Annotated in this window: 17 protein-coding genes; 14 read left to right on the top strand and 3 right to left on the bottom strand. The window is 71.7% G+C overall.

From position 1 onward, the window contains the following. Positions 1-24: 24 nt before the first annotated feature. Together L0984_RS26090 and L0984_RS26085 are read right to left on the bottom strand one after the other, a co-directional pair. On the bottom strand, positions 25-1,029 hold the full coding sequence (locus tag L0984_RS26090) for an aldo/keto reductase (protein ID WP_234197407.1): 1,005 nt from the start codon (positions 1,027-1,029) through the stop codon (positions 25-27). A 20-nt stretch (positions 1,030-1,049) separates the two neighbouring features. Continuing rightward, positions 1,050-1,850: an SDR family NAD(P)-dependent oxidoreductase gene (locus tag L0984_RS26085; RefSeq protein WP_234197270.1), complete on the bottom strand. Its 801-nt coding sequence runs from the start codon at positions 1,848-1,850 to the stop codon at positions 1,050-1,052. Positions 1,851-1,969: 119 nt separating this feature from the next. On the opposite strand from L0984_RS26085, the gene L0984_RS26080 reads away from it, so the two are divergent. The 4 genes from L0984_RS26080 (at position 1,970) to L0984_RS26065 (ending at position 5,420) form a co-directional block, all read left to right on the top strand. Further along, the gene (locus L0984_RS26080; protein ID WP_234197269.1) at positions 1,970-2,917 is read left to right on the top strand and encodes a GlxA family transcriptional regulator; all 948 of its coding nucleotides are present in this window, start codon (positions 1,970-1,972) and stop codon (positions 2,915-2,917) included. A gap of 144 nt (positions 2,918-3,061) precedes the next feature. After that, positions 3,062-4,216 carry a zinc-dependent alcohol dehydrogenase gene (locus tag L0984_RS26075; protein WP_076505579.1) on the top strand — a complete coding sequence of 385 codons (1,155 nt, stop codon included), beginning with the start codon at positions 3,062-3,064 and terminating at the stop codon, positions 4,214-4,216. 23 nt (positions 4,217-4,239) lie between these two features. Further along, positions 4,240-4,776: a hypothetical protein gene (locus L0984_RS26070; protein WP_234197268.1), complete on the top strand. Its 537-nt coding sequence runs from the start codon at positions 4,240-4,242 to the stop codon at positions 4,774-4,776. A gap of 62 nt (positions 4,777-4,838) precedes the next feature. After that, positions 4,839-5,420 carry a hemerythrin domain-containing protein gene (locus L0984_RS26065; protein ID WP_370646197.1) on the top strand — a complete coding sequence of 194 codons (582 nt, stop codon included), beginning with the start codon at positions 4,839-4,841 and terminating at the stop codon, positions 5,418-5,420. A gap of 58 nt (positions 5,421-5,478) precedes the next feature. On the opposite strand, the gene L0984_RS26060 is transcribed toward L0984_RS26065, so the two are convergent. Continuing rightward, positions 5,479-6,387 carry a LysR family transcriptional regulator gene (locus L0984_RS26060; protein WP_234197267.1) on the bottom strand — a complete coding sequence of 303 codons (909 nt, stop codon included), beginning with the start codon at positions 6,385-6,387 and terminating at the stop codon, positions 5,479-5,481. A 143-nt stretch (positions 6,388-6,530) separates the two neighbouring features. Between L0984_RS26060 and L0984_RS26055 the strand changes: the two genes are divergently transcribed. The 10 genes from L0984_RS26055 to L0984_RS26010 all read left to right on the top strand — a co-directional run bounded on the left by L0984_RS26055 (position 6,531) and on the right by L0984_RS26010 (position 16,816). Continuing rightward, positions 6,531-7,373, top strand: coding sequence for a cysteine hydrolase family protein (locus tag L0984_RS26055; protein ID WP_234197266.1), 843 nt, complete (start codon positions 6,531-6,533; stop codon positions 7,371-7,373). A 12-nt stretch (positions 7,374-7,385) separates the two neighbouring features. Continuing rightward, positions 7,386-8,435 carry an ABC transporter substrate-binding protein gene (locus L0984_RS26050; protein ID WP_234197265.1) on the top strand — a complete coding sequence of 350 codons (1,050 nt, stop codon included), beginning with the start codon at positions 7,386-7,388 and terminating at the stop codon, positions 8,433-8,435. A gap of 38 nt (positions 8,436-8,473) precedes the next feature. Continuing rightward, positions 8,474-9,265 carry an SDR family NAD(P)-dependent oxidoreductase gene (locus tag L0984_RS26045; RefSeq protein ID WP_017759292.1) on the top strand — a complete coding sequence of 264 codons (792 nt, stop codon included), beginning with the start codon at positions 8,474-8,476 and terminating at the stop codon, positions 9,263-9,265. A 17-nt stretch (positions 9,266-9,282) separates the two neighbouring features. Further along, a complete protein-coding gene (locus L0984_RS26040) occupies positions 9,283-10,755 on the top strand; it encodes a dihydroorotase (protein ID WP_234197264.1) in 1,473 nt (490 codons plus the stop codon). Beyond that, positions 10,752-11,879 carry a ring-opening amidohydrolase gene (locus L0984_RS26035; protein ID WP_234197263.1) on the top strand — a complete coding sequence of 376 codons (1,128 nt, stop codon included), beginning with the start codon at positions 10,752-10,754 and terminating at the stop codon, positions 11,877-11,879. Before L0984_RS26040 ends, L0984_RS26035 begins: the two co-directional genes overlap by 4 nt. Before the next feature lie 22 nt (positions 11,880-11,901). Beyond that, complete coding sequence (locus L0984_RS26030) at positions 11,902-12,777, top strand: ABC transporter ATP-binding protein (protein ID WP_234197262.1); 876 nt, start codon at positions 11,902-11,904, stop codon at positions 12,775-12,777. Further along, positions 12,774-13,691, top strand: coding sequence for an ABC transporter permease (locus tag L0984_RS26025; protein WP_234197261.1), 918 nt, complete (start codon positions 12,774-12,776; stop codon positions 13,689-13,691). The genes L0984_RS26030 and L0984_RS26025 overlap by 4 nt, the downstream gene beginning before the upstream one ends. A gap of 155 nt (positions 13,692-13,846) precedes the next feature. After that, positions 13,847-14,908, top strand: coding sequence for an ABC transporter substrate-binding protein (locus tag L0984_RS26020; RefSeq protein WP_234197260.1), 1,062 nt, complete (start codon positions 13,847-13,849; stop codon positions 14,906-14,908). Further along, positions 14,905-16,362, top strand: coding sequence for an amidohydrolase family protein (locus tag L0984_RS26015; protein WP_234197258.1), 1,458 nt, complete (start codon positions 14,905-14,907; stop codon positions 16,360-16,362). Before L0984_RS26020 ends, L0984_RS26015 begins: the two co-directional genes overlap by 4 nt. A 28-nt stretch (positions 16,363-16,390) precedes the next feature. Then, positions 16,391-16,816, top strand: a complete 426-nt coding sequence (locus tag L0984_RS26010; RefSeq protein WP_234197256.1) for a DUF3830 family protein — start codon at positions 16,391-16,393, stop codon at positions 16,814-16,816. The last annotated feature ends 17 nt before the right edge of the window (positions 16,817-16,833 follow it).

Raw genomic sequence — 16,833 nt, 5'->3', positions numbered from 1 at the left:
TCTGGTTTGCGGGTGTGTCGGCGTTCAGGCCACGGGTGTGGCGGGCGCCGTGAAGGCCGCTGCCGCCGCGGGGGCGGAGGCGGCGGTGCGCGGCGCGCTGGCCGCGTCGAGCCGGCGGCGCTGCTCCGCCGAAAGGGTGACCTGCAGCGCGCCCAGGTTGGACCGCAGCTGGGCCAGGGTGCGTGGCCCCAGCAGCGGCTGCACGTCACGGCCCATCAGCCAGGCGATGGCGACCTGGTCGGGCGTGGCGTGCAGCTCGGCGGCCACGGCCAGCACGGCATCGAGCACGGCGGTGCGCTCGGCGGAGTTCTCCGCCTGGAACACCTTGCCGCCCAGTGCCTCGGCCCGTCCGCGTTCGCCCTGGCGGTACTTGCCGGTGAGCATGCCGCCGCCCAGCGGCGACCAGGTGACGGCGGCCAGGCCCAGCGCCTGGGCGGCGGGCAGCAGGTCGGCCTCGGGCGCGCGGTGCACCAGGCTGTATTCGAACTGCAGCGCGGCGATGGGCACGGCACCGGTCAGCTCGGCCAGCGTCACGGCGCGCCCCACGCGCCAGGCGGGAAAGTTGGACAGGCCCGCGTAGACGATCTTGCCGGCGCGCGCCAGGTCGTCCAGGCCGCGCACGATCTCTTCCGACGGCGTGACGCCGTCGGGGTGGTGCACCCAGTACAGGTCGATGCGATCGGTCTTCAGCCGTCGCAGGCTGGCCTCCACCGAGGCCACCATGGCGCGCCGGCTGTTGCCGGTGACCAGCGGGCCGGCCTTGGGCGAGGCGCCGTTGCTGAACTTGGTGGCCAGGAAGAAGTCGTCGCGCCGCCCGGCCAGCAGGCTGCCCAGGATCTCCTCGGACTGCCCGAACTGGTAGACGTCCGCCGTGTCGATGACGTTGCCGCCGGCCGCGGCATAGGCGTCCAGCAGGGCGGCGCTTTCGGCGGCGTCGGCGCCGTGGCCCCAGCGCTGGCCGAAGTTGGCGGTGCCCAGGGCCATCTGCGACAGCCGCAGGCCGGTGCGGCCGAAGGAGGTTTGCTGCATCTGCATCGCGCGTCTCCGGTTCAGTGGGCGGCGAGGTAGCGCGGTGCCGGCGTGTTGCGCGACAGCTGCGGGCCCAGGGCGCGGCGGGCGGCTTCGAAGGCCTCCCAGGCCTCCACTGCATGCAGCGAGGGCAGGGTGACCGTCTCGCCGTGGTCCAGGCCGACCAGGGCGGCATCGACCATGTCCTCGGCGCGCATCACGATGCGGGCGTCCAGGTTCTCCACCGGCAGTCCGCCGGCGGCCCAGAAGTCGGTGGCCGTGGCGCCGGGCAGCACCGCCTGCACCCGCACGCCCTTGTCGGCCAGCTCGTGCTGCAGCGACTGGCTGAAGGCCAGCACGAAGGCCTTGGTGCCGCCGTACACACCGTTGAGGATCTCGGGCGCCACCGCCGCGATGGAGGCGATGTTGATCACCGTGCCGGCGCCGCGGGCCACGAAGGCGGGCACGGCCGCATAGGCCAGCCGCATCGGCGCGGTGACGTTCAGTGCCACCATGCGCGTCATGGCGGCCACGCCGCTGGCCAGCAGCGGCGTGTGGGTGCCGATGCCCGCGTTGTTGACCAGCAGGCCGATGCTGGCGTCCTCGCGCAGCTTGGCCTCCACGGTGGCCAGCGAGGCCGCATCGGTCAGGTCGGCCGGCAGCACCTCGACGTTGCGGCCGGTGCGGCTGCTGATGTCGCGCGCCAGCGCATTGAGCCGCTCGCGGTCGCGGGCGACCAGGATCAGGTCGTGGCCGCGGCGGGCCAAGCGGTCGGCATACAGCGCCCCGATGCCGGAGGAGGCGCCCGTGACGAGGGCGGTGCCGGAAGCGATGGAGGTCATGGTGAGGGTCCTTGGAGTCCGCCTCGGTGGGCGGCATGGGACGGATGATGCGGCGGGCAGTGGCTGTCTCAAATGACGTATAACGACAGGATTCCAGACATCGCCTCCGAGGCCCTTCCATGCACCGCATCGGCTACCTGCTGCCCGACCGCTTCCAGGTCATGGCCCTGGCCACCCAGGCCGTGTTCGAGTTCGCCAACCTGGCGGCGCGCGAGCGCGTCTATGGCGTCGAGAACTACTCGCTGGCCGGCGGCGAGGTGGCCTCGTCGGTGGGCACGCGCGTGCCCACGCGGGCGCTGACTTCGCGCACGGCGGTGGACACCTGGCTGGTGGCCGGAACGCTGGCGCCGCTGCGCATGGCGGCCGATGCGCCGCTGGTGCAGGCCCTGGGCCGTGCCGCGCCTCGGGCCAGGCGCGTGGCGGGCCTGTGCACCGGCGCCTTCCTGCTGGCCGATGCCGGCCTGCTCGACCATCGCCGCGCCACCACGCACTGGAACTGGGCCGAGGCCATGCAGCAGCGCCATCCGGCCATCCAGGTGGAGCCCGACCGCATCTTCATCACCGACGGCCCCTTCTGGACGTCGGCAGGCATGACGGCCGAGCTCGACTTGGCGCTGGGCCTGGTCGAGAAGGACCTGGGCGCCGACGCCACCCGCGCCGTGGCCCGCGGCCTGGTGATGCCGCAGCGGCGCTCCGGCGGGCAGTCGCAGCATTCGGAGCTGCTGCAGATGGCGCCGCGCTCCGACCGCATCCAGCAGGTGCTGGAATACGCCCGCGCCCACCTGGCGGCGCCGCTGCCCGTGGAGCAACTGGCGGAGGTGGCGCACCTGAGCCCGCGCCAGTTCAGCCGCGTGTTCGCGGCCGAGACGGGCCAGTCGCCCGCCAAGGCGGTGGAGCGGTTGCGGCTGGAGGCCGCGCGGCTGATGGTGGAGCGCAGCCGCCATCCGCTGGAGGTGGTGGCGCGCGAGACGGGCTTTCGCGATGCGCGGCACCTGCGCGAGGTCTTCCTGCGCGGCTTCGGCGTGCCGCCGCAGGTGGTGCGCCGGGCCGCGCGCGGCACGGACTGAACGGCGACGCGCCAGCGGGCGCATGCCCCGCGCGCGCCGCGTGGGCTCGCCTACCCGCGCCTCGCCCGCTTCCTACAAGGGCCGCGCCGTGCGCGGCAACGATGGGTGTCGATCTTCCTTCCTCCACGCAAGGACCCCGACCCCATGCTTGCCATGAACTACCGCGGCCCCTACCGGGTACGCATCGACGAACGCGCCGAGCCCGAGATCGAGCACCCGGGCGACGCCATCGTGCGCGTCACCCGCAGCTGCATCTGCGGCTCGGACCTGCACCTCTACCACGGCCTCGTGCCCGACACCCGGGTGGGCACCACCTTCGGCCACGAGTTCACCGGCGTGGTCGAGCGCGTGGGGCCCGATGTACAGCGCCTGAAGCCTGGCGACCGGGTGCTGGTGCCCTTCAACATCTTCTGCGGCACCTGCTTCTTCTGCAGCCGCGAGCTGTTCAGCAACTGCCACAACGTCAACCCCGAAGCCACCGCCGTGGGCGGCATCTTCGGCTACTCGCACACCACCGGCGGCTACGCCGGTGGGCAGGCTGAATACGTGCGCGTGCCCATGGCCGACATCGGCCCCACGGTGCTGCCGGAGGGCCTGGACGAGGACGACGCGGTGCTGCTGACCGATGTCTTTCCCACCGGCTACCAGGCCGCCGAGATGGGCAGCATCCGCGAGGGCGACACGGTGGTGGTGTTCGGCGCCGGGCCGGTGGGCCTGTTCGCCGCCCGCTCGGCCTGGTTCATGGGCGCGGGCCGGGTGATCGTGGTGGACCATGTCGAATACCGCCTGGCCTTTGCACGCGAGTTCGCCCATTGCGAGACGGTCGACTTCAAGTCGGTGCGCGACATGGCCATCCACATCAAGAAGATGACGGACGGCCTGGGCGCCGACGTCTGCATCGACTGCGTGGGCGCCGAGGCCGCCGGCAGCTTCGCGCAGACGCTGACGGGCGTGAAGCTCAAGCTGCAAGGGGGCGCCGCCACGGTGCTGCACTGGGCCATCAACTCGGTGCGCAAGGGCGGGCATGTGTCCATCGTGGGCGTGTACGGCCCCACCTTCAACGCGCTGCCCATCGGCAATGCGGTCAACAAGGGCCTGACGCTGCGCATGAACCAGGCCTCGGTCAAGCGCCACCTGCCCAAGCTGATCGAGCACATCCAGGCCGGCCGCATCCGGCCCAGCGACATCATCACCCACCGCTTGCCGCTGGAGGAGGTGGCCGAGGGCTACCACCTGTTCAGCAGCAAGCTGGACGACTGCATCAAGGTCGTGCTGCTGCCGCCCTCGGCGCGCGCCTGACGAACGGACACGGAGGCACTCCCATGGCAGACACCACGACGAACGACTCGGCATCCTCTTCCGCGGCCACGCCTGCGCGCCATGCCCACATCCCTGGATGGGGCGTGGACCGCGAGCGCAGCAGCCGCCCCGCCGTGCCGATGGAGCGCACGCCGCCCCGGCTGGAGGGCGTGCACTGGACGCAGCCCGCGCAGCAGCCGCAGACGGTGGAGGTGCTGTGCTCCACCGAGCGCGACAGCACGATCACGCCCCTCTTCGGCAGCACGCTGCCGCCGCAGGGCGCCAGCGGCGGGCTTCGGCGCGCGGCCTTCCGCTTCAGCGAAAACGACCTGCGCCACTGGCTGATCCTGCTGCTGGCCGACCGCACCGACATGGTCGAAGGCGTGATCGACGACCTGCGTCGTGGTCATGTCCCCAACGTGGTGGCCGAGATGGGCCTGGGCGCCGCCTGGAAGCACGACCGGCCGAGGCTGGTGCGCAAGCTGGCCTGGACCGCCGGCAGCGCCGTGCTGCTGTGCTGGTTGATGGGCCGCAAGCGCGGCAGCCGGCGCATGCGCTGAGTAGCCGCGCGGGACCTCGCCGCGCTCCCCACGAAGACGATCCTTCAAGAACGAAAGCCCCCATGATGCGAACCGCCACCGAATACCTGGCGCCCCACGCCACCAACATGATCCGGCTCGACCACACCCACGTGGTCACCGCCTTCCACCAGTACCGCACCACCGACAGCCCGCGCGTCAAGCGCGGACTGGTCGACCAGGTCTGCCTGGCGCTGGAGGTGCATGCACAGCTGGAGGAAGAGATCTTCTATCCCGCGCTGCGCGCCGTCGCCGGCGACGAGGAGGCGATGCAGAAGAGCGTGCCCGAGCACGACGAGATGAAGCGCCTGATCGGTCGCCTGCGCGGCATGGAAGCCGACGATGCGGCCTTCGACGACACCTTCATGGAGCTGCTGCGCGACGTGCTGCACCATGTGGCGGACGAAGAGACCATCCTGTTGCCGCTGGCCGAGCGGCGGCTGCACGATCGTCTGGGCGAACTCGGCTTGGCCATGACCAAGCGGCGCATGGAACTGCTGGTGCCCCGCACCGGCGAACTGGCCTCGGCCATGGCGCGGTCGATGTCGCTGGGCACGCTGGCCGCCACGGCGGCCGTCACGGCGGCGCTGACGGCCTTGTGCCTGCGGCGGCACGCGCCGCGGTGAGCAGCCAGACGCGGAGGCCTTCCGAGGGGGGCCAAGGCCGCGCAGTGCGCGCCGGCCCTCAGTCGTTGCCGTCGGCGCCGAGCGCGGCCAGCCGCTCGCGCAGGAACTCGGCGAAGGCGTAGGCGATCACCGGCAACTGCCGCCCCCGGAGGCAGCCCAGCACCAGTTCGCCCTGGGGAAAGGCCCGGTCCTCGATGGCGCGGGCCACCAGGTCGGGCGTCGCCAGGTCGGTGCCGATGGCCATCTGGAAGGTGATGGACTGCCGGTCGGCCAGGCAGCCGAGCAGGAACTCGAAGCTGTTGCTTTCCACCATGGGCTGGAAGCGGATGGAGCTGCGCGACAGAAAGCGCTCCAGCAGCTGACGCCCGCCGATGTCGCGGTTGGGCAGCACCAGGGGATAGTCCGCGCAATCGCGCAGGCGCAGCGCGCTGCGGCCCGCCAGTGGATGCTCGGCATGCATCATGGCCATCAGTCGCTGACCGGCCACGTCGAGGCGCTGGATGTCCGATTCGGCCGGCAGGTTGAACACCAGGGCAAGGTCGGTGTCCAGGCTGCGCAGGGCCTCGGCCGCCTGCACGTGGTCGCCGATGCGGGCGTCGAAGGCTACCAGCGGATGCGTCTCGCGGAAGGCCGCGATGGCCGCGGGCAGGAAGCGCGGCGCCAGTGCCTGGCTGGCCACCAGCCGCACCCGGCCGCGGCGCAGACCCTGCAACTCCTCGATCTCGGAGCGCACGCGCTCCAGCTCGGCGCCCCGGTCGCGGACGTAGCGCACGAACAGCTCGCCCGCGGCCGTGAGCCGCATGCCCCGCGGCAGCCGCTCGAACAGCGGCGTGCCCAGCTCCTCCTCGATGTCCTGGATGCGGCGGTTGACCGCCGAGGGCGCCACATGCAGCCGCTCGGCCGCCTGGCGGATGGATCCGATGCGTGCCACTTCGTCGACGTAGCGCAGCAGGCGCAGGTGGTTCATGGCAGGCGGGGTGAAGGGCAATGGCGCATGCCTGTGCCGTGCAAGCCGCATGCCCGGACCGTTGCCAGTCCGGCAACGGCGCTACCGCGATAAAGCGCCGGAAAGTGAGCGCCCGTGGCACGGGCGATGCGTGCCCCTGACGCATGCACAGCGATGAACGCACTCCCGGCACCAAGTTGGACACGGCCCCAGGCGACACCCCCGGCTTCGGCCCCGCGGCCGCCAACCGCTGGCAGCTGCAGGATGGGCACCTGAGCCTCGTCCGCACGGCGCCTGGCCCGCGGCCGCTGGCGCTGCCGGCGCAGCCCGAATCGCTGGTGATCGACCTGGCCCGCACCGCCCTGGTGGTGGTCGACATGCAGAACGACTTCTGCCACCCCGAAGGCTGGTTCGGCCAGAAGGGCCAGGACGTGCAGGCCGCGCGGCGGCCCATCCCGGTGCTGCAGGCGCTGCTGCCCGCGTGGCGCCGCGCGGGCAGCCCGCTCGTCTGGTGCAACTGGGGCATCCGTGCCGACCGGCGCAACCTCGGCCCCACGGTGCAGTTCAAGGGCAAGCGCACGGCCGAGGGCGTGGGCTATGGCGAGCGCTCGCCCATCGACCACGGCCCGTCGCTGGTGCAGGGCAGCTGGGGCGCGGCGCTGATCGACGAACTCGCGGCCGAGCCCGGCGACATCCTGGTGCACAAGCACCGGCTCTCCGGCTTCTGGGACAGCGAGTTCGACAGCGTGTTGCGCAACGCCGGCATCACCACGCTGCTGTTCGCCGGCATCAACACCGACCGCTGCGTGTTCTCGACGCTGCAGGACGCGGCCTTCCTGGGCTACGACTGCGTGCTGCTGGAGGACGCCTGCAGCACCTCGTCGCCCGGCTACGTGACCGACGGCGTGCTCTACCTCGTGCGCCTGCTGCACGGCTTCACCGCGCGCGCCGCCGACCTGGGCGCGGCGCTCGCCGATTTCTTCGACCTTCCTTCCCAACCCGACTGAGGAGCCTTTGCCATGACCTCGACCCTCTCCCTGTTCGCCCGCCGACTGCGGCCGCTGCTCGGGGCCGCCGCCCTGGCGCTGGCCGCGCTGCCCGCCGCTGCGCAGACGCCCATCAAGCTGGTGCTCAACTGGAAGTACGAAGGCCCGCAGGCCTGGTTCTTCCTGGCGCAGGACCGTGGCTATTTCAAGCAGGAAGGCCTGGACGTCACCATCGACCAGGGCGAGGGCTCGGCCGCCTCGATCCCCAAGGTCGCGGCGGGCACCTACCAGGCCGGCTTCGGCGACATGAACGCGCTGATCGACCTGGCCTCCAAGCGGCCGGCCGATGCGCCGGTGGGCGTGTACATGCTCTACAACACGCCGCCCTTCGCCGTGGTGGTGCGCAGCGACAGCCCCATCAAGACGCCGAAGGATCTGGAGGGCAAGACCATCGGCGGCCCCGCCAACGACGGCGCGCTCAAGCTCTTCCCGGCCTTCGCCAAGCTCGCCAAGATCGACCCCGCCAAGGTCACGATCTCGAACATGGCGCCCAACCTGCGCGAGCAGATGCTGGTGCGCGGCCAGATCGACGGCGCCTTCGGCTATGTCACCACCGTGAGCTTCAGCGCCCGCGGCATGGGGCTGGATCCGGCCAAGGACCTGCGCTTCATCCGCTACGGCGACCACGGCATGGACCTCTATGCCAACACCGTCTTCTTCTCGCGCAGCTTCGTGCAGGACAAGCCCGAGGCCGTGGCCGGCTTCGTGAAGGCCCTCAACCGCGCCATCAAGGACGTGCTGGCCAACCCCGACGCCGGCATCGACGCGGTGATGAAGCGCGAGCCGCTGCTCAAGCGCGACGTCGAGAAGGAGAAGCTGCTGGCCACGCTCAAGAACGACATGAGCCACCCCGAGATCGCCCGCATCGGCCTGGGCGACGTGGACGACGCGCGCCTGAAGAAGTCCATCGGCATCGTGGCCGAGGCCAACCAGCTGCCGCGCCAGCCCGAGGTGGGCGAGGTCTTCGACCGCCGCTTCCTGCCGGCGCGCGCCGAGCGCCCGTCCAGCACCGTCGCGCCCTGAACACCCCGACAAGCCCCCTGAAGAAAGAAGAGACCGCCATGGATCTGCAACTGCGCGACAAGGTCGCCATCATCACCGGCCCGGCCAAGGGCATGGGCGCCGCCATCACCCTGGCCTTCGCCCGCGAAGGCGCGAAGCTGGTGCTGGCCGGCCGCGACACCGCCGCCATCGAACCCGTGGCCGCCGAGGCCCGCGCCCTGGGCGTGGCGGCCCAGGTGGTGGCCTGCGACCTCACCGTCTCCAGCCAGACCGAGGCGCTGGCCACGGCGGCGCTCGCCGCCTTCGGCCGCATCGACATCCTGGTCAACGTGGCCGGCGGCTCCGGCCCCATCGGCAAGACCGGCTGGGAGACGACGACGGAGGAGTTCGACGAGATCGTGCGCCTGAACATGACCGGCTGCTTCAACACCATCCGCGCCGTCATGCCCGCGATGGTGGAACAGCGCAGCGGCAAGATCGTCAACGTGGGCGGCACCTTCGGCCTGCGTGGGCGCGCCGGGCGCATGGCGTACTCGGCCTCCAAGTGGGGCCTGCGCGGCATCACCAAGAGCTTCGCGCTGGAGGCCGGACCGCACAACATCAACGTCAACAACGTCGCACCGGGCATGGTCGACGGGCCGCGCTTCCGCGAGAAGGTGTGCGCCAACATGGCCCAGCGCCTGGGCATCACGCTGGAAGAAGCGATGCAGCGCCATGCGGCCGACTACGCGCTGCGCCGCGTCTCCACCGACACCGACATCGCCAACGCCTGCCTGTTCATGGCCAGCGAGGTGTCGCGGCAGATCACCGGCGCCGACCTGCCGGTGGACGGCGGCTGGGCCGCGCTGTGAGCCGGGGAGTGAGCAACATGCGACCCGACGTCGACCTCGTCATCCGCGGCGCGAGCGTGGTCTCGCCCGACGCCATCGTGCCCGCCAGCGTGGCCATCGCCGGCGAGCAGATCGTGGCCGTGGGCCACGACGACACCATGCCGCCCGCACGCGAGGAACTGCGCGCCGACGGCCTGTTCCTGCTGCCGGGCGCCATCGACAGCCATGTGCACTTCCGCGACCCCGGCTATCCGCACAAGGAGACCTGGCGTACCGGGTCGGCCGCCGCGGCGCTGGGCGGCGTGACCACCGTCTTCGACATGCCCAACACCTCGCCGGCCACGGGCACGGTGGAGGCGCTGCGCCTCAAGCAGAAGGCGGCTGAGGCTTCGTACTGCGACTTCGGCATCCACGGCCTGCTGGGCGACGACACCATCGAGCGGCTGGAGGAGCTGCTGGAGGCCGGCGTCACCAGCTTCAAGGCCTTCGTCGGCAACACCTTCGGCAACCTGCCCGCGCCCACCGACGGTGCGTTGCTGGAAGGCTTCGAGACGCTGGCGCCGCTGGGCATCCGCACCGTGGTGCATGCCGAGAACTCGTCCATCCTCTTCCGCCGCCAGAAGAAGATGCAGGAGGCCGGCCGCATCGACGCGCTGGCCCACCTGGCGGCGCGGCCGGCCGTGGCCGAGATCGAGGCCATCGGCCGCGTGCTCACGCTGGCCGAATGGACCGGCGCGCGGGTGCACATCGCGCACCACAGCGCGGCGGATTCGCTCTTCCTGCTGCGCGAGGCCAAGCGCCGCGGCGTGGACGTGACGGCCGAGACCTGCCCGCAGTACCTGCTGCTCAACACCGAGCACATGCGCACGCTGGGCGGCGTGATGCGGCTGAACCCGCCCATCCGCGAGCCGCGCCACAACCAGCCGCTGTGGGACGCGCTGATGGACGGCACGCTGGACATGATCGCCACCGACCATGCGCCGCACGCGCCCGAGGAAAAGACGCGCGAGAGCATCTGGGATTGCGACTGCGGCTTCCCCGGCGTGGAGACGCAGATGCCGCTGATGCTCACCGAGGTCAACCGCGGCCGCGCCACGCTGATGGACTACGTGCGCTGGAGCGCCGTGGCGCCGGCCAGGGCCTGGGGCCTGTACGGCACCAAGGGCGTGATCGCGCCCGGCGCCCATGCGGACATCGCCATCGTCGACATGGCGCGCCAGGGCGTGCTGTCGCAGAACAGGCTGCAGAGCATCAGCCGCATCTCGCCCTGGAACGGTCGGCCGGTGCAGGGCTATCCGCTGCACACGCTGCTGCGTGGGCGCTTCGTCATGCGCGAAGGCCGGCTGGTGGAAGACGCCGTGGGCTGGGGCCGTTCGGTCAAGGCGGTGCAGAAGATGCCCACGCCCCGGCCGCGCAACACCGAGCACTACAGCCGCGCCATCCTCGAGACGCCAGCCGGCGTGCCGCCCACCGCGGTGCCGGTGGGCGAGGTGGACTGGAGCGCCGAATGAGCGCCCGCGTTCCCCAGCATGTGGATGCCCATGTGGTGCCCTGCCGCGGCCCCGGCGACCTGAGCGGCGTGCAGGCGCTGGTCGAGGCCGGCGTGCTCGAACCGCGCGACATCGTCGCGGTGATGGGCAAGACCGAGGGCAACGGCTGCGTCAACGACCACGCGCGCGACTTCGCCGCCATGGCCTGGTGCCATTACCTGGCGCCCCACCGCGGCTGCACGCCGCAGGCGGTGCATGCGCAGGTGGCACTGGTGATGTCCGGCGGCACCGAGGGTGTGCTGTCGCCGCATTTCACCGTCTTCACCCGCCGCGCCGCTGGCGCTCACGAAGTGGTCGAAGGCGAGAAGCGGCTGGTGGTCGGCATCGCCCACACGCGCGACTTTGCGCCGGAGGAAATGGGCCGCCAGGCGCAGATCGCCGCCACGGCCGAGGCGGTGCAGGCCGCCATGCGCGACGCCGGTATCGACAGCGCGGCCGACGTGCACTTCGTGCAGGTCAAGTGCCCGCTGCTCACCTCGGCCAAGGTGGACGACGCGCTCGGCCGCGGGCGGGACACGGTGACGCGCGACACCTACGAGTCGATGGGCTACTCGCGCGCCGCCTCGGCGCTGGGCGTGGGCGTGGCGCTGGGCGAGATCGACCCGGCCCGCGCCACCGACGCCGCCGTGCTGCACGACATGTCGCTGCATTCGGCGCGCGCCTCGGTGTCGGCCGGCATCGAGCTGGAGGGCAACGTGGTCATCGTGCTGGGCGAGGCCACGGGCAGCGCCTCGCCGCTGCGCATCGGCCATGCGCTGATGCGCGATGCCGTCGACACCGCCGGCCTGCGCACGCTGCTGCGCGAGCACTTCGGGCTGGACCCGGAGGCCGATGCGGCGCTGATCGCGGAGCAGCTGGTCAACCTGCTCGCCAAGGCCGAGGCCAGCCCCGACGGCCGCGTGCGTGGCCTGCGCCACACCATGCTGAACGACTCCGACATCCATTCCACCCGCCATGCGCGCGCGGCCGTCGGTGCGGTGCTGGCCTCGATGGCCGGCCGCACGGCGCTGTACGTCTCGGGCGGCGCCGAGCACCAGGGGCCGCCCGGCGGCGGCCCGGTGGCCGCGCTGGTGCGCGTCGGCTGACACCTCTTTCGCGGGAACCTCCATGAGCCAGAGCTTCATCCAACTCTCCGACGTGATGCTGCGCTACGGCGGCGGCACCATCGCCCTGGACCACACCACGCTGGGCATCGACCGCGGCGACTTCGTCGCGCTGGTCGGCCCCAGCGGCTGCGGCAAGTCCACCATCCTCAAGCTGCTGGCCGGCCTGCTGCGGCCCACCACCGGCGCGGTCATCGCCGGCGGGCGCGAAGTGGGGACGGCGGGTGCCCGGCCCGTGGCGACCGGCCGGCCGGCGCTGCGCATCGGCCTGGCCTTCCAGAACCCGACCATGCTGCCCTGGCTCACGATCCGCGAGAACGTGATGATCCCGCTGAAGATCGTCGAGCCCTTCCGCCAGGACTATGCCCGCAAGAAGCGCGGGGAGTACGCCGAACGCGCCGATGCGCTGCTGGCCCAGGTGGGTCTGCGCGGCTTCGGCGACAAGCGGCCCTGGCAGCTGTCGGGCGGCATGCTGCAGCGCGCCTCGCTGTGCCGCGCGCTGGTGCACCAGCCCGAGCTGCTGCTGCTGGACGAGCCCTTCGGCGCCCTCGACCAGTTCACCCGCGAGGAGCTGTGGGACATCATGCAGACGCTGTGGATGACCCAGCGGCCCACCGTGCTGCTGGTGACGCACGACCTGCGCGAGTCGGCCTACCTGGCCAACCGCATCTGTGTGATGAGCGCGCGGCCCGGCCGCATCCTGGAGACGCGTGACGTGGACTTCGCCCGGCCGCGCACGCTGCAGTCCAGCTACGACCCGGCCTTCGGCGCGCTGGTGCAGCAACTGCGCATGCGCATCGCCGAGGCGCGCTGCGAGGGCGACGCGACGCCCGCGCCCGTGGCCGTGGCCGTGCCGGTGCTGCAGGAGGTGGTGGCATGAACGCGCGCGTGAACATCGCGGACGCGGCCGAACCCGTGTCCGCATCCGCATCCGCATCCGCATCCGCATCCGCATCCGCATCTGCATCTGCATCTGCATCCGCAGGCGAAGCCGCCCGCCCCGCCACGCCGCGCCTGTCCCCGCTGGCGCGCCAGCGCCTGCTCTCCGGCCTGGCGCTGGTCGGCTTCTTCGTGGCCTGGGAGCTGGTCTGCCTGGCCACCGGCATCTCGGACCTGGTGCTGCCGCGGCCCAGCCAGATCGCCCGCGTGCTGATCGAGCGCATGCCACTGCTGTGGCCGCACACGGTGCAGACGCTCTACACCACGCTGCTGGGCTTCGCGCTCGGCGTGGCGGCGGGCATCGTCATCGGCGTGGGCATCGGCTCGTCGCGGCTGGCCTACGACGTCACCTATCCGCTGCTGGTGGGCTTCTCCAGCATCCCGAAGGTGGCGGTGGTGCCGCTGTTCGTCGTGTGGTTCGGCGCCGGCACCGTGCCGGCGGTGCTGACCTCGATGGTCATCAGCATCTTCCCGGTGGTGGTCAACGTGGCCACGGGCCTGGCCAGCACCGAGCCCGAGCTGGAGGACGTGCTGCGCGTGCTGGGCGCGCGCAAGCGCGACATCCTCTGGAACGTGGGCCTGCCGCGCGCCATGCCCTACCTGTTCGCCTCGCTCAAGATCGCCATCACGCTGTCCTTCGTGGGCACGGTGCTGTCGGAGACCGTGGCCTCCAACCGCGGCATCGGCACCGTGATGATGATCGCCAGCGGCAACTTCGACGTGCCGATGGTGTTCGCCGGCCTCTTCCTGCTGGCGGCCATGGGCGTGGTGCTCTATGCGCTGTCGGCGCTGGTGGAGCGGCGCGTGACCGGCTGGTCGCAGCGCAAGACCGACCTGGCGGCTACCGGCGCTTGAGGCGCGGGTCGGTGAACCCAAGCCCGTTCGGGCTGAGCCTGTCGAAGCCGGGGCGCGCGAGTGTCCAAGCCCTTCGACAGGCTCAGGGCGAACGGCCAATGAATGCGGACCGGCGCACGGCTGCCGTTCTGCCTTCCCTTCTTTAAGGAGCTTCCATGTCCCGCTTCCTCCCCCGTCGCGCCGCCCGCCTGGCGCTGTCGGCCCTGTCCCTGCTGATGGCCCTGGGCGCCGCGCTGGCGTCCGCGCCGGCCGCCGCGCAGGCCGAGACCCCGATCAAGTTCGTGCTCGACTGGAAGCTGCAGGGCGTGCATGCCTGGTACTACCTCGCGCAGGACCGGGGCTACTTCGCCCGCGAGAAGCTGGCCGTGACCATCGACCAGGGCGAAGGCTCGGCCGCCACCGTCACCAAGATCATGGCCGGCGCCTACCAGGCCGGCTTCGGCGACGTGAACGCCATCGTGCAGAACGCCGCGGCCAAGCCGGGCCAGGCGCCGGTGATGGTCTACATGCTCTACAACCGCGCGCCCTTCGCGCTGATCGCCAAGGCCGACGGGCCGATCCGCACGCCCAAGGACCTGCAGGGCCGCACCGTCGGCACGCCCGCGGGCGGCGCCGCGGCCCGCATGTTCCCCGTGATCGCGGCGCGCACCGGCATCGACGCCGCCAAGGTCGCCTGGACCAACGTCGCACCCAACCTGCAGGAGCAGCTGCTGCTCAAGGGCCATGTGGACGCCGCGGCCGTGTTCTCGGTCACCAGCTACATGAACCTGGTGGCGCAGGGCATCGACCCCGACAAGGACATCCGCTGGTTCCACTACGGCGACTACGGCGTGGAGCTCTACGGCAACGGCGTGATGGTGTCGCAGCAGCTGCTGCGCGAGCGGCCCGAGGCCGTGGCCGGCCTGGTGCGGGCGATCAACCACGCGGTGCGCGACACCATCGCCGATCCCGACGCCGCCATCGCCGCGCTGGTCAAGCGCGAGCCGCTGCTCAACAAGGAGCTGGAGAAGCGCCGGCTTCTCTACACGCTCAAGACCGTCATGCTCACGCCCGAGGTGGCCACGCAGGGCCTGGGCGACGTGAGCGATGCCCGCTTCGCCCGCGGCTTCCTGCAGCTCAAGGAGGCCTTCGACCTGCCGCGCGTGCCCACGGCCGCCGAGGTCTTCGACCGCCGCTTCCTGCCGCCGCTGGCCGAGCGCACGGTGGCGAAGCGATGAGCGACACCGCCGCCGCCCTCGACTGCGCCTGGCTGCTGGCCGCGCCCGGTGCGGCGCCCGCGCAGCGCGACATGCGCATCCGGCTCGATGGCGGTGTCGTGTCCGCCATCGAGGCCCTGCCTGCGCCGGTGCCCGGCCGTCGACGCCTCGCCCTGCCGGCGTTGGCCAATGCCCACGACCATGCGCGCACGGTGCGCAGCGCCACGCTGGGCGCCTTCGGCCAGCCGCTCGAAGGCTGGCTGCCCTTCCTGGGCGTGGTGCCGGGCATGGACCCGTACCTCTGCGCCGCGACCTCCTTCGCCCGCTCGCTGCGCAACGGCGTGGTGGAGCTGATGGTGCACTACACCCGTGTGCAGGGCGGCCTGCCCTATGTCGACGAGGCAGCGGCCGTGGGCCGGGCCGCGCGCGACGTGGGCGTGCGCATCGGCTTCGCCGTCGCCATGCGCGACCGCCACGGGCTGGGCTACGCGGATGACGGGGCGGTGCTGGCCGCGCTGCGCCCGGCCATCCGCGACGACATCGCCCGCCGACTGTCGGCGCCCTCGGTGCCGCCCGCGCAGCAGCTCGCGCTGGTGGAGGAGGTGGCGCAGCGCTTCGCCGACGAAGGGCTCGGCGCCCACGCAGACCTGCAGTACGGCCCCACCGGCGTGCAGTGGTGCAGCACGCCGCTGCTCGAAGCCATCGCGCGGGCCTCGGCCGACACCGGCCGCCGCGTGCACATGCACCTGCTGGAGACGCAGTACCAGCGCGCCTGGGCCGATGCCGCGCACCCGTGCGGCATCGTTCGCTTCCTGGACGACATCGGCCTGCTCGGCCCGCGGCTCACGCTGGCGCACTGCACCTGGGCGCGGCCGGAGGAGCTGGCCCTGATCGCCGAGCGTGGCGCGACCATCGCGGTCAACACCAGCTCCAACCTGGGCCTCCAATCAGGCATCGCCCCGCTGGCGCAGATGCTGGCGAGCGGCTGCCGCGTGGCCATGGGCCTGGACGGCATGGCCTTCGACGAGGACGACGACGCCCTGCGCGAGGCCCGCCTGGCCTATGCGCTGCACCGCGGCTGGGGCTACGACACCACCATGACGCCGGCCCAGCTCTGGCGCTTCGCCTCGCGCGGGCGCCTCGCACCGGGCGAGCGGGCGGACCTCGTGCTGCTCGACTGGGACGCGCTGGACGACGACGCCCTGTTCGACGACGTCGATCCGCTGCACCTGCTGCTCGCCCGCGGCAGCGGCCGGCACGTGCACACCGTCATCGCCGGTGGCCGCACCGTGGTCGAGGCCGGCCGCGTGCTGGGCGTGGACGAGATCGCCCTGCAGGTCGAGCTGCGCGCCCGCATGCGGGCGGCCCTGGCGGCGGATACTGCCCATGCCGGCTGGCGCCGCACCGTCCAGGCCTTCGCCGAGGACATGGCCCCCTTCTGCCGCGACGGCCGCTTCCTGGGCGGCTGCTGCTGACCCTTCTCTTTTTCCAGAATCCTTCTTCATGACCCGCATCCGCATCCAGGCCGCCGGCTTCGACTTCGTCGCCGAGACCCATCCCGACGCGCCGCAGACCGTGGCCGCCTTCCTGCAGCTGCTGCCCTATCGGCAGAAGCTCATCCATGTGCGCTGGAGCGGCGAAGGCTGCTGGGTGCCGCTGGGCGAGTTCCGCCTGACGAACGAGGGCGCGCCGGTGGGCTTCGAGAACCACACCAGCCATCCCTCGCGCGGCGACGTGCTGTTCTACCCCGGCGGCTACAGCGAGACCGAGATCATCCTGGCCTACGGCGCCTGCAGCTTCGCCAGCCGCATGGGTACGCTGGCCGGCAACCACTTCCTCACCATCGTCGAAGGCCGCGAGCACCTGCCCGAACTGGGCCGCCGCGTGCTGTGGGAAGGGGCGCAGGACGTGGTGTTCAGCCTGGGCTGAGCGGCGGCTCGGCGGTT

The organism is Pseudacidovorax sp. NFM-22, from assembly GCF_021401245.1.
Classification (GTDB): domain Bacteria; phylum Pseudomonadota; class Gammaproteobacteria; order Burkholderiales; family Burkholderiaceae_C; genus Xenophilus.
The sequence above is the reverse complement of the archived record's forward strand: the minus strand, read 5'-3'. Positions and strand labels throughout refer to the sequence as shown.

Excerpts from the sequence above, each read along its gene's own strand:
- L0984_RS26090 (WP_234197407.1), bottom strand. The coding sequence starts at position 1,029 with ATGCAGCAAACCTCCTTCGGCCGCACCGGCCTGCGGCTGTCGCAGATG.
- L0984_RS26085 (WP_234197270.1), bottom strand. The coding sequence starts at position 1,850 with ATGACCTCCATCGCTTCCGGCACCGCCCTCGTCACGGGCGCCTCCTCC.
- L0984_RS26080 (WP_234197269.1), top strand. The coding sequence starts at position 1,970 with ATGCACCGCATCGGCTACCTGCTGCCCGACCGCTTCCAGGTCATGGCC.
- L0984_RS26075 (WP_076505579.1), top strand. The coding sequence starts at position 3,062 with ATGCTTGCCATGAACTACCGCGGCCCCTACCGGGTACGCATCGACGAA.
- L0984_RS26070 (WP_234197268.1), top strand. The coding sequence starts at position 4,240 with ATGGCAGACACCACGACGAACGACTCGGCATCCTCTTCCGCGGCCACG.
- L0984_RS26065 (WP_370646197.1), top strand. The coding sequence starts at position 4,839 with ATGATGCGAACCGCCACCGAATACCTGGCGCCCCACGCCACCAACATG.
- L0984_RS26060 (WP_234197267.1), bottom strand. The coding sequence starts at position 6,387 with ATGAACCACCTGCGCCTGCTGCGCTACGTCGACGAAGTGGCACGCATC.
- L0984_RS26055 (WP_234197266.1), top strand. The coding sequence starts at position 6,531 with ATGCACAGCGATGAACGCACTCCCGGCACCAAGTTGGACACGGCCCCA.
- L0984_RS26050 (WP_234197265.1), top strand. The coding sequence starts at position 7,386 with ATGACCTCGACCCTCTCCCTGTTCGCCCGCCGACTGCGGCCGCTGCTC.
- L0984_RS26045 (WP_017759292.1), top strand. The coding sequence starts at position 8,474 with ATGGATCTGCAACTGCGCGACAAGGTCGCCATCATCACCGGCCCGGCC.
- L0984_RS26040 (WP_234197264.1), top strand. The coding sequence starts at position 9,283 with ATGCGACCCGACGTCGACCTCGTCATCCGCGGCGCGAGCGTGGTCTCG.
- L0984_RS26035 (WP_234197263.1), top strand. The coding sequence starts at position 10,752 with ATGAGCGCCCGCGTTCCCCAGCATGTGGATGCCCATGTGGTGCCCTGC.
- L0984_RS26030 (WP_234197262.1), top strand. The coding sequence starts at position 11,902 with ATGAGCCAGAGCTTCATCCAACTCTCCGACGTGATGCTGCGCTACGGC.
- L0984_RS26025 (WP_234197261.1), top strand. The coding sequence starts at position 12,774 with ATGAACGCGCGCGTGAACATCGCGGACGCGGCCGAACCCGTGTCCGCA.
- L0984_RS26020 (WP_234197260.1), top strand. The coding sequence starts at position 13,847 with ATGTCCCGCTTCCTCCCCCGTCGCGCCGCCCGCCTGGCGCTGTCGGCC.
- L0984_RS26015 (WP_234197258.1), top strand. The coding sequence starts at position 14,905 with ATGAGCGACACCGCCGCCGCCCTCGACTGCGCCTGGCTGCTGGCCGCG.
- L0984_RS26010 (WP_234197256.1), top strand. The coding sequence starts at position 16,391 with ATGACCCGCATCCGCATCCAGGCCGCCGGCTTCGACTTCGTCGCCGAG.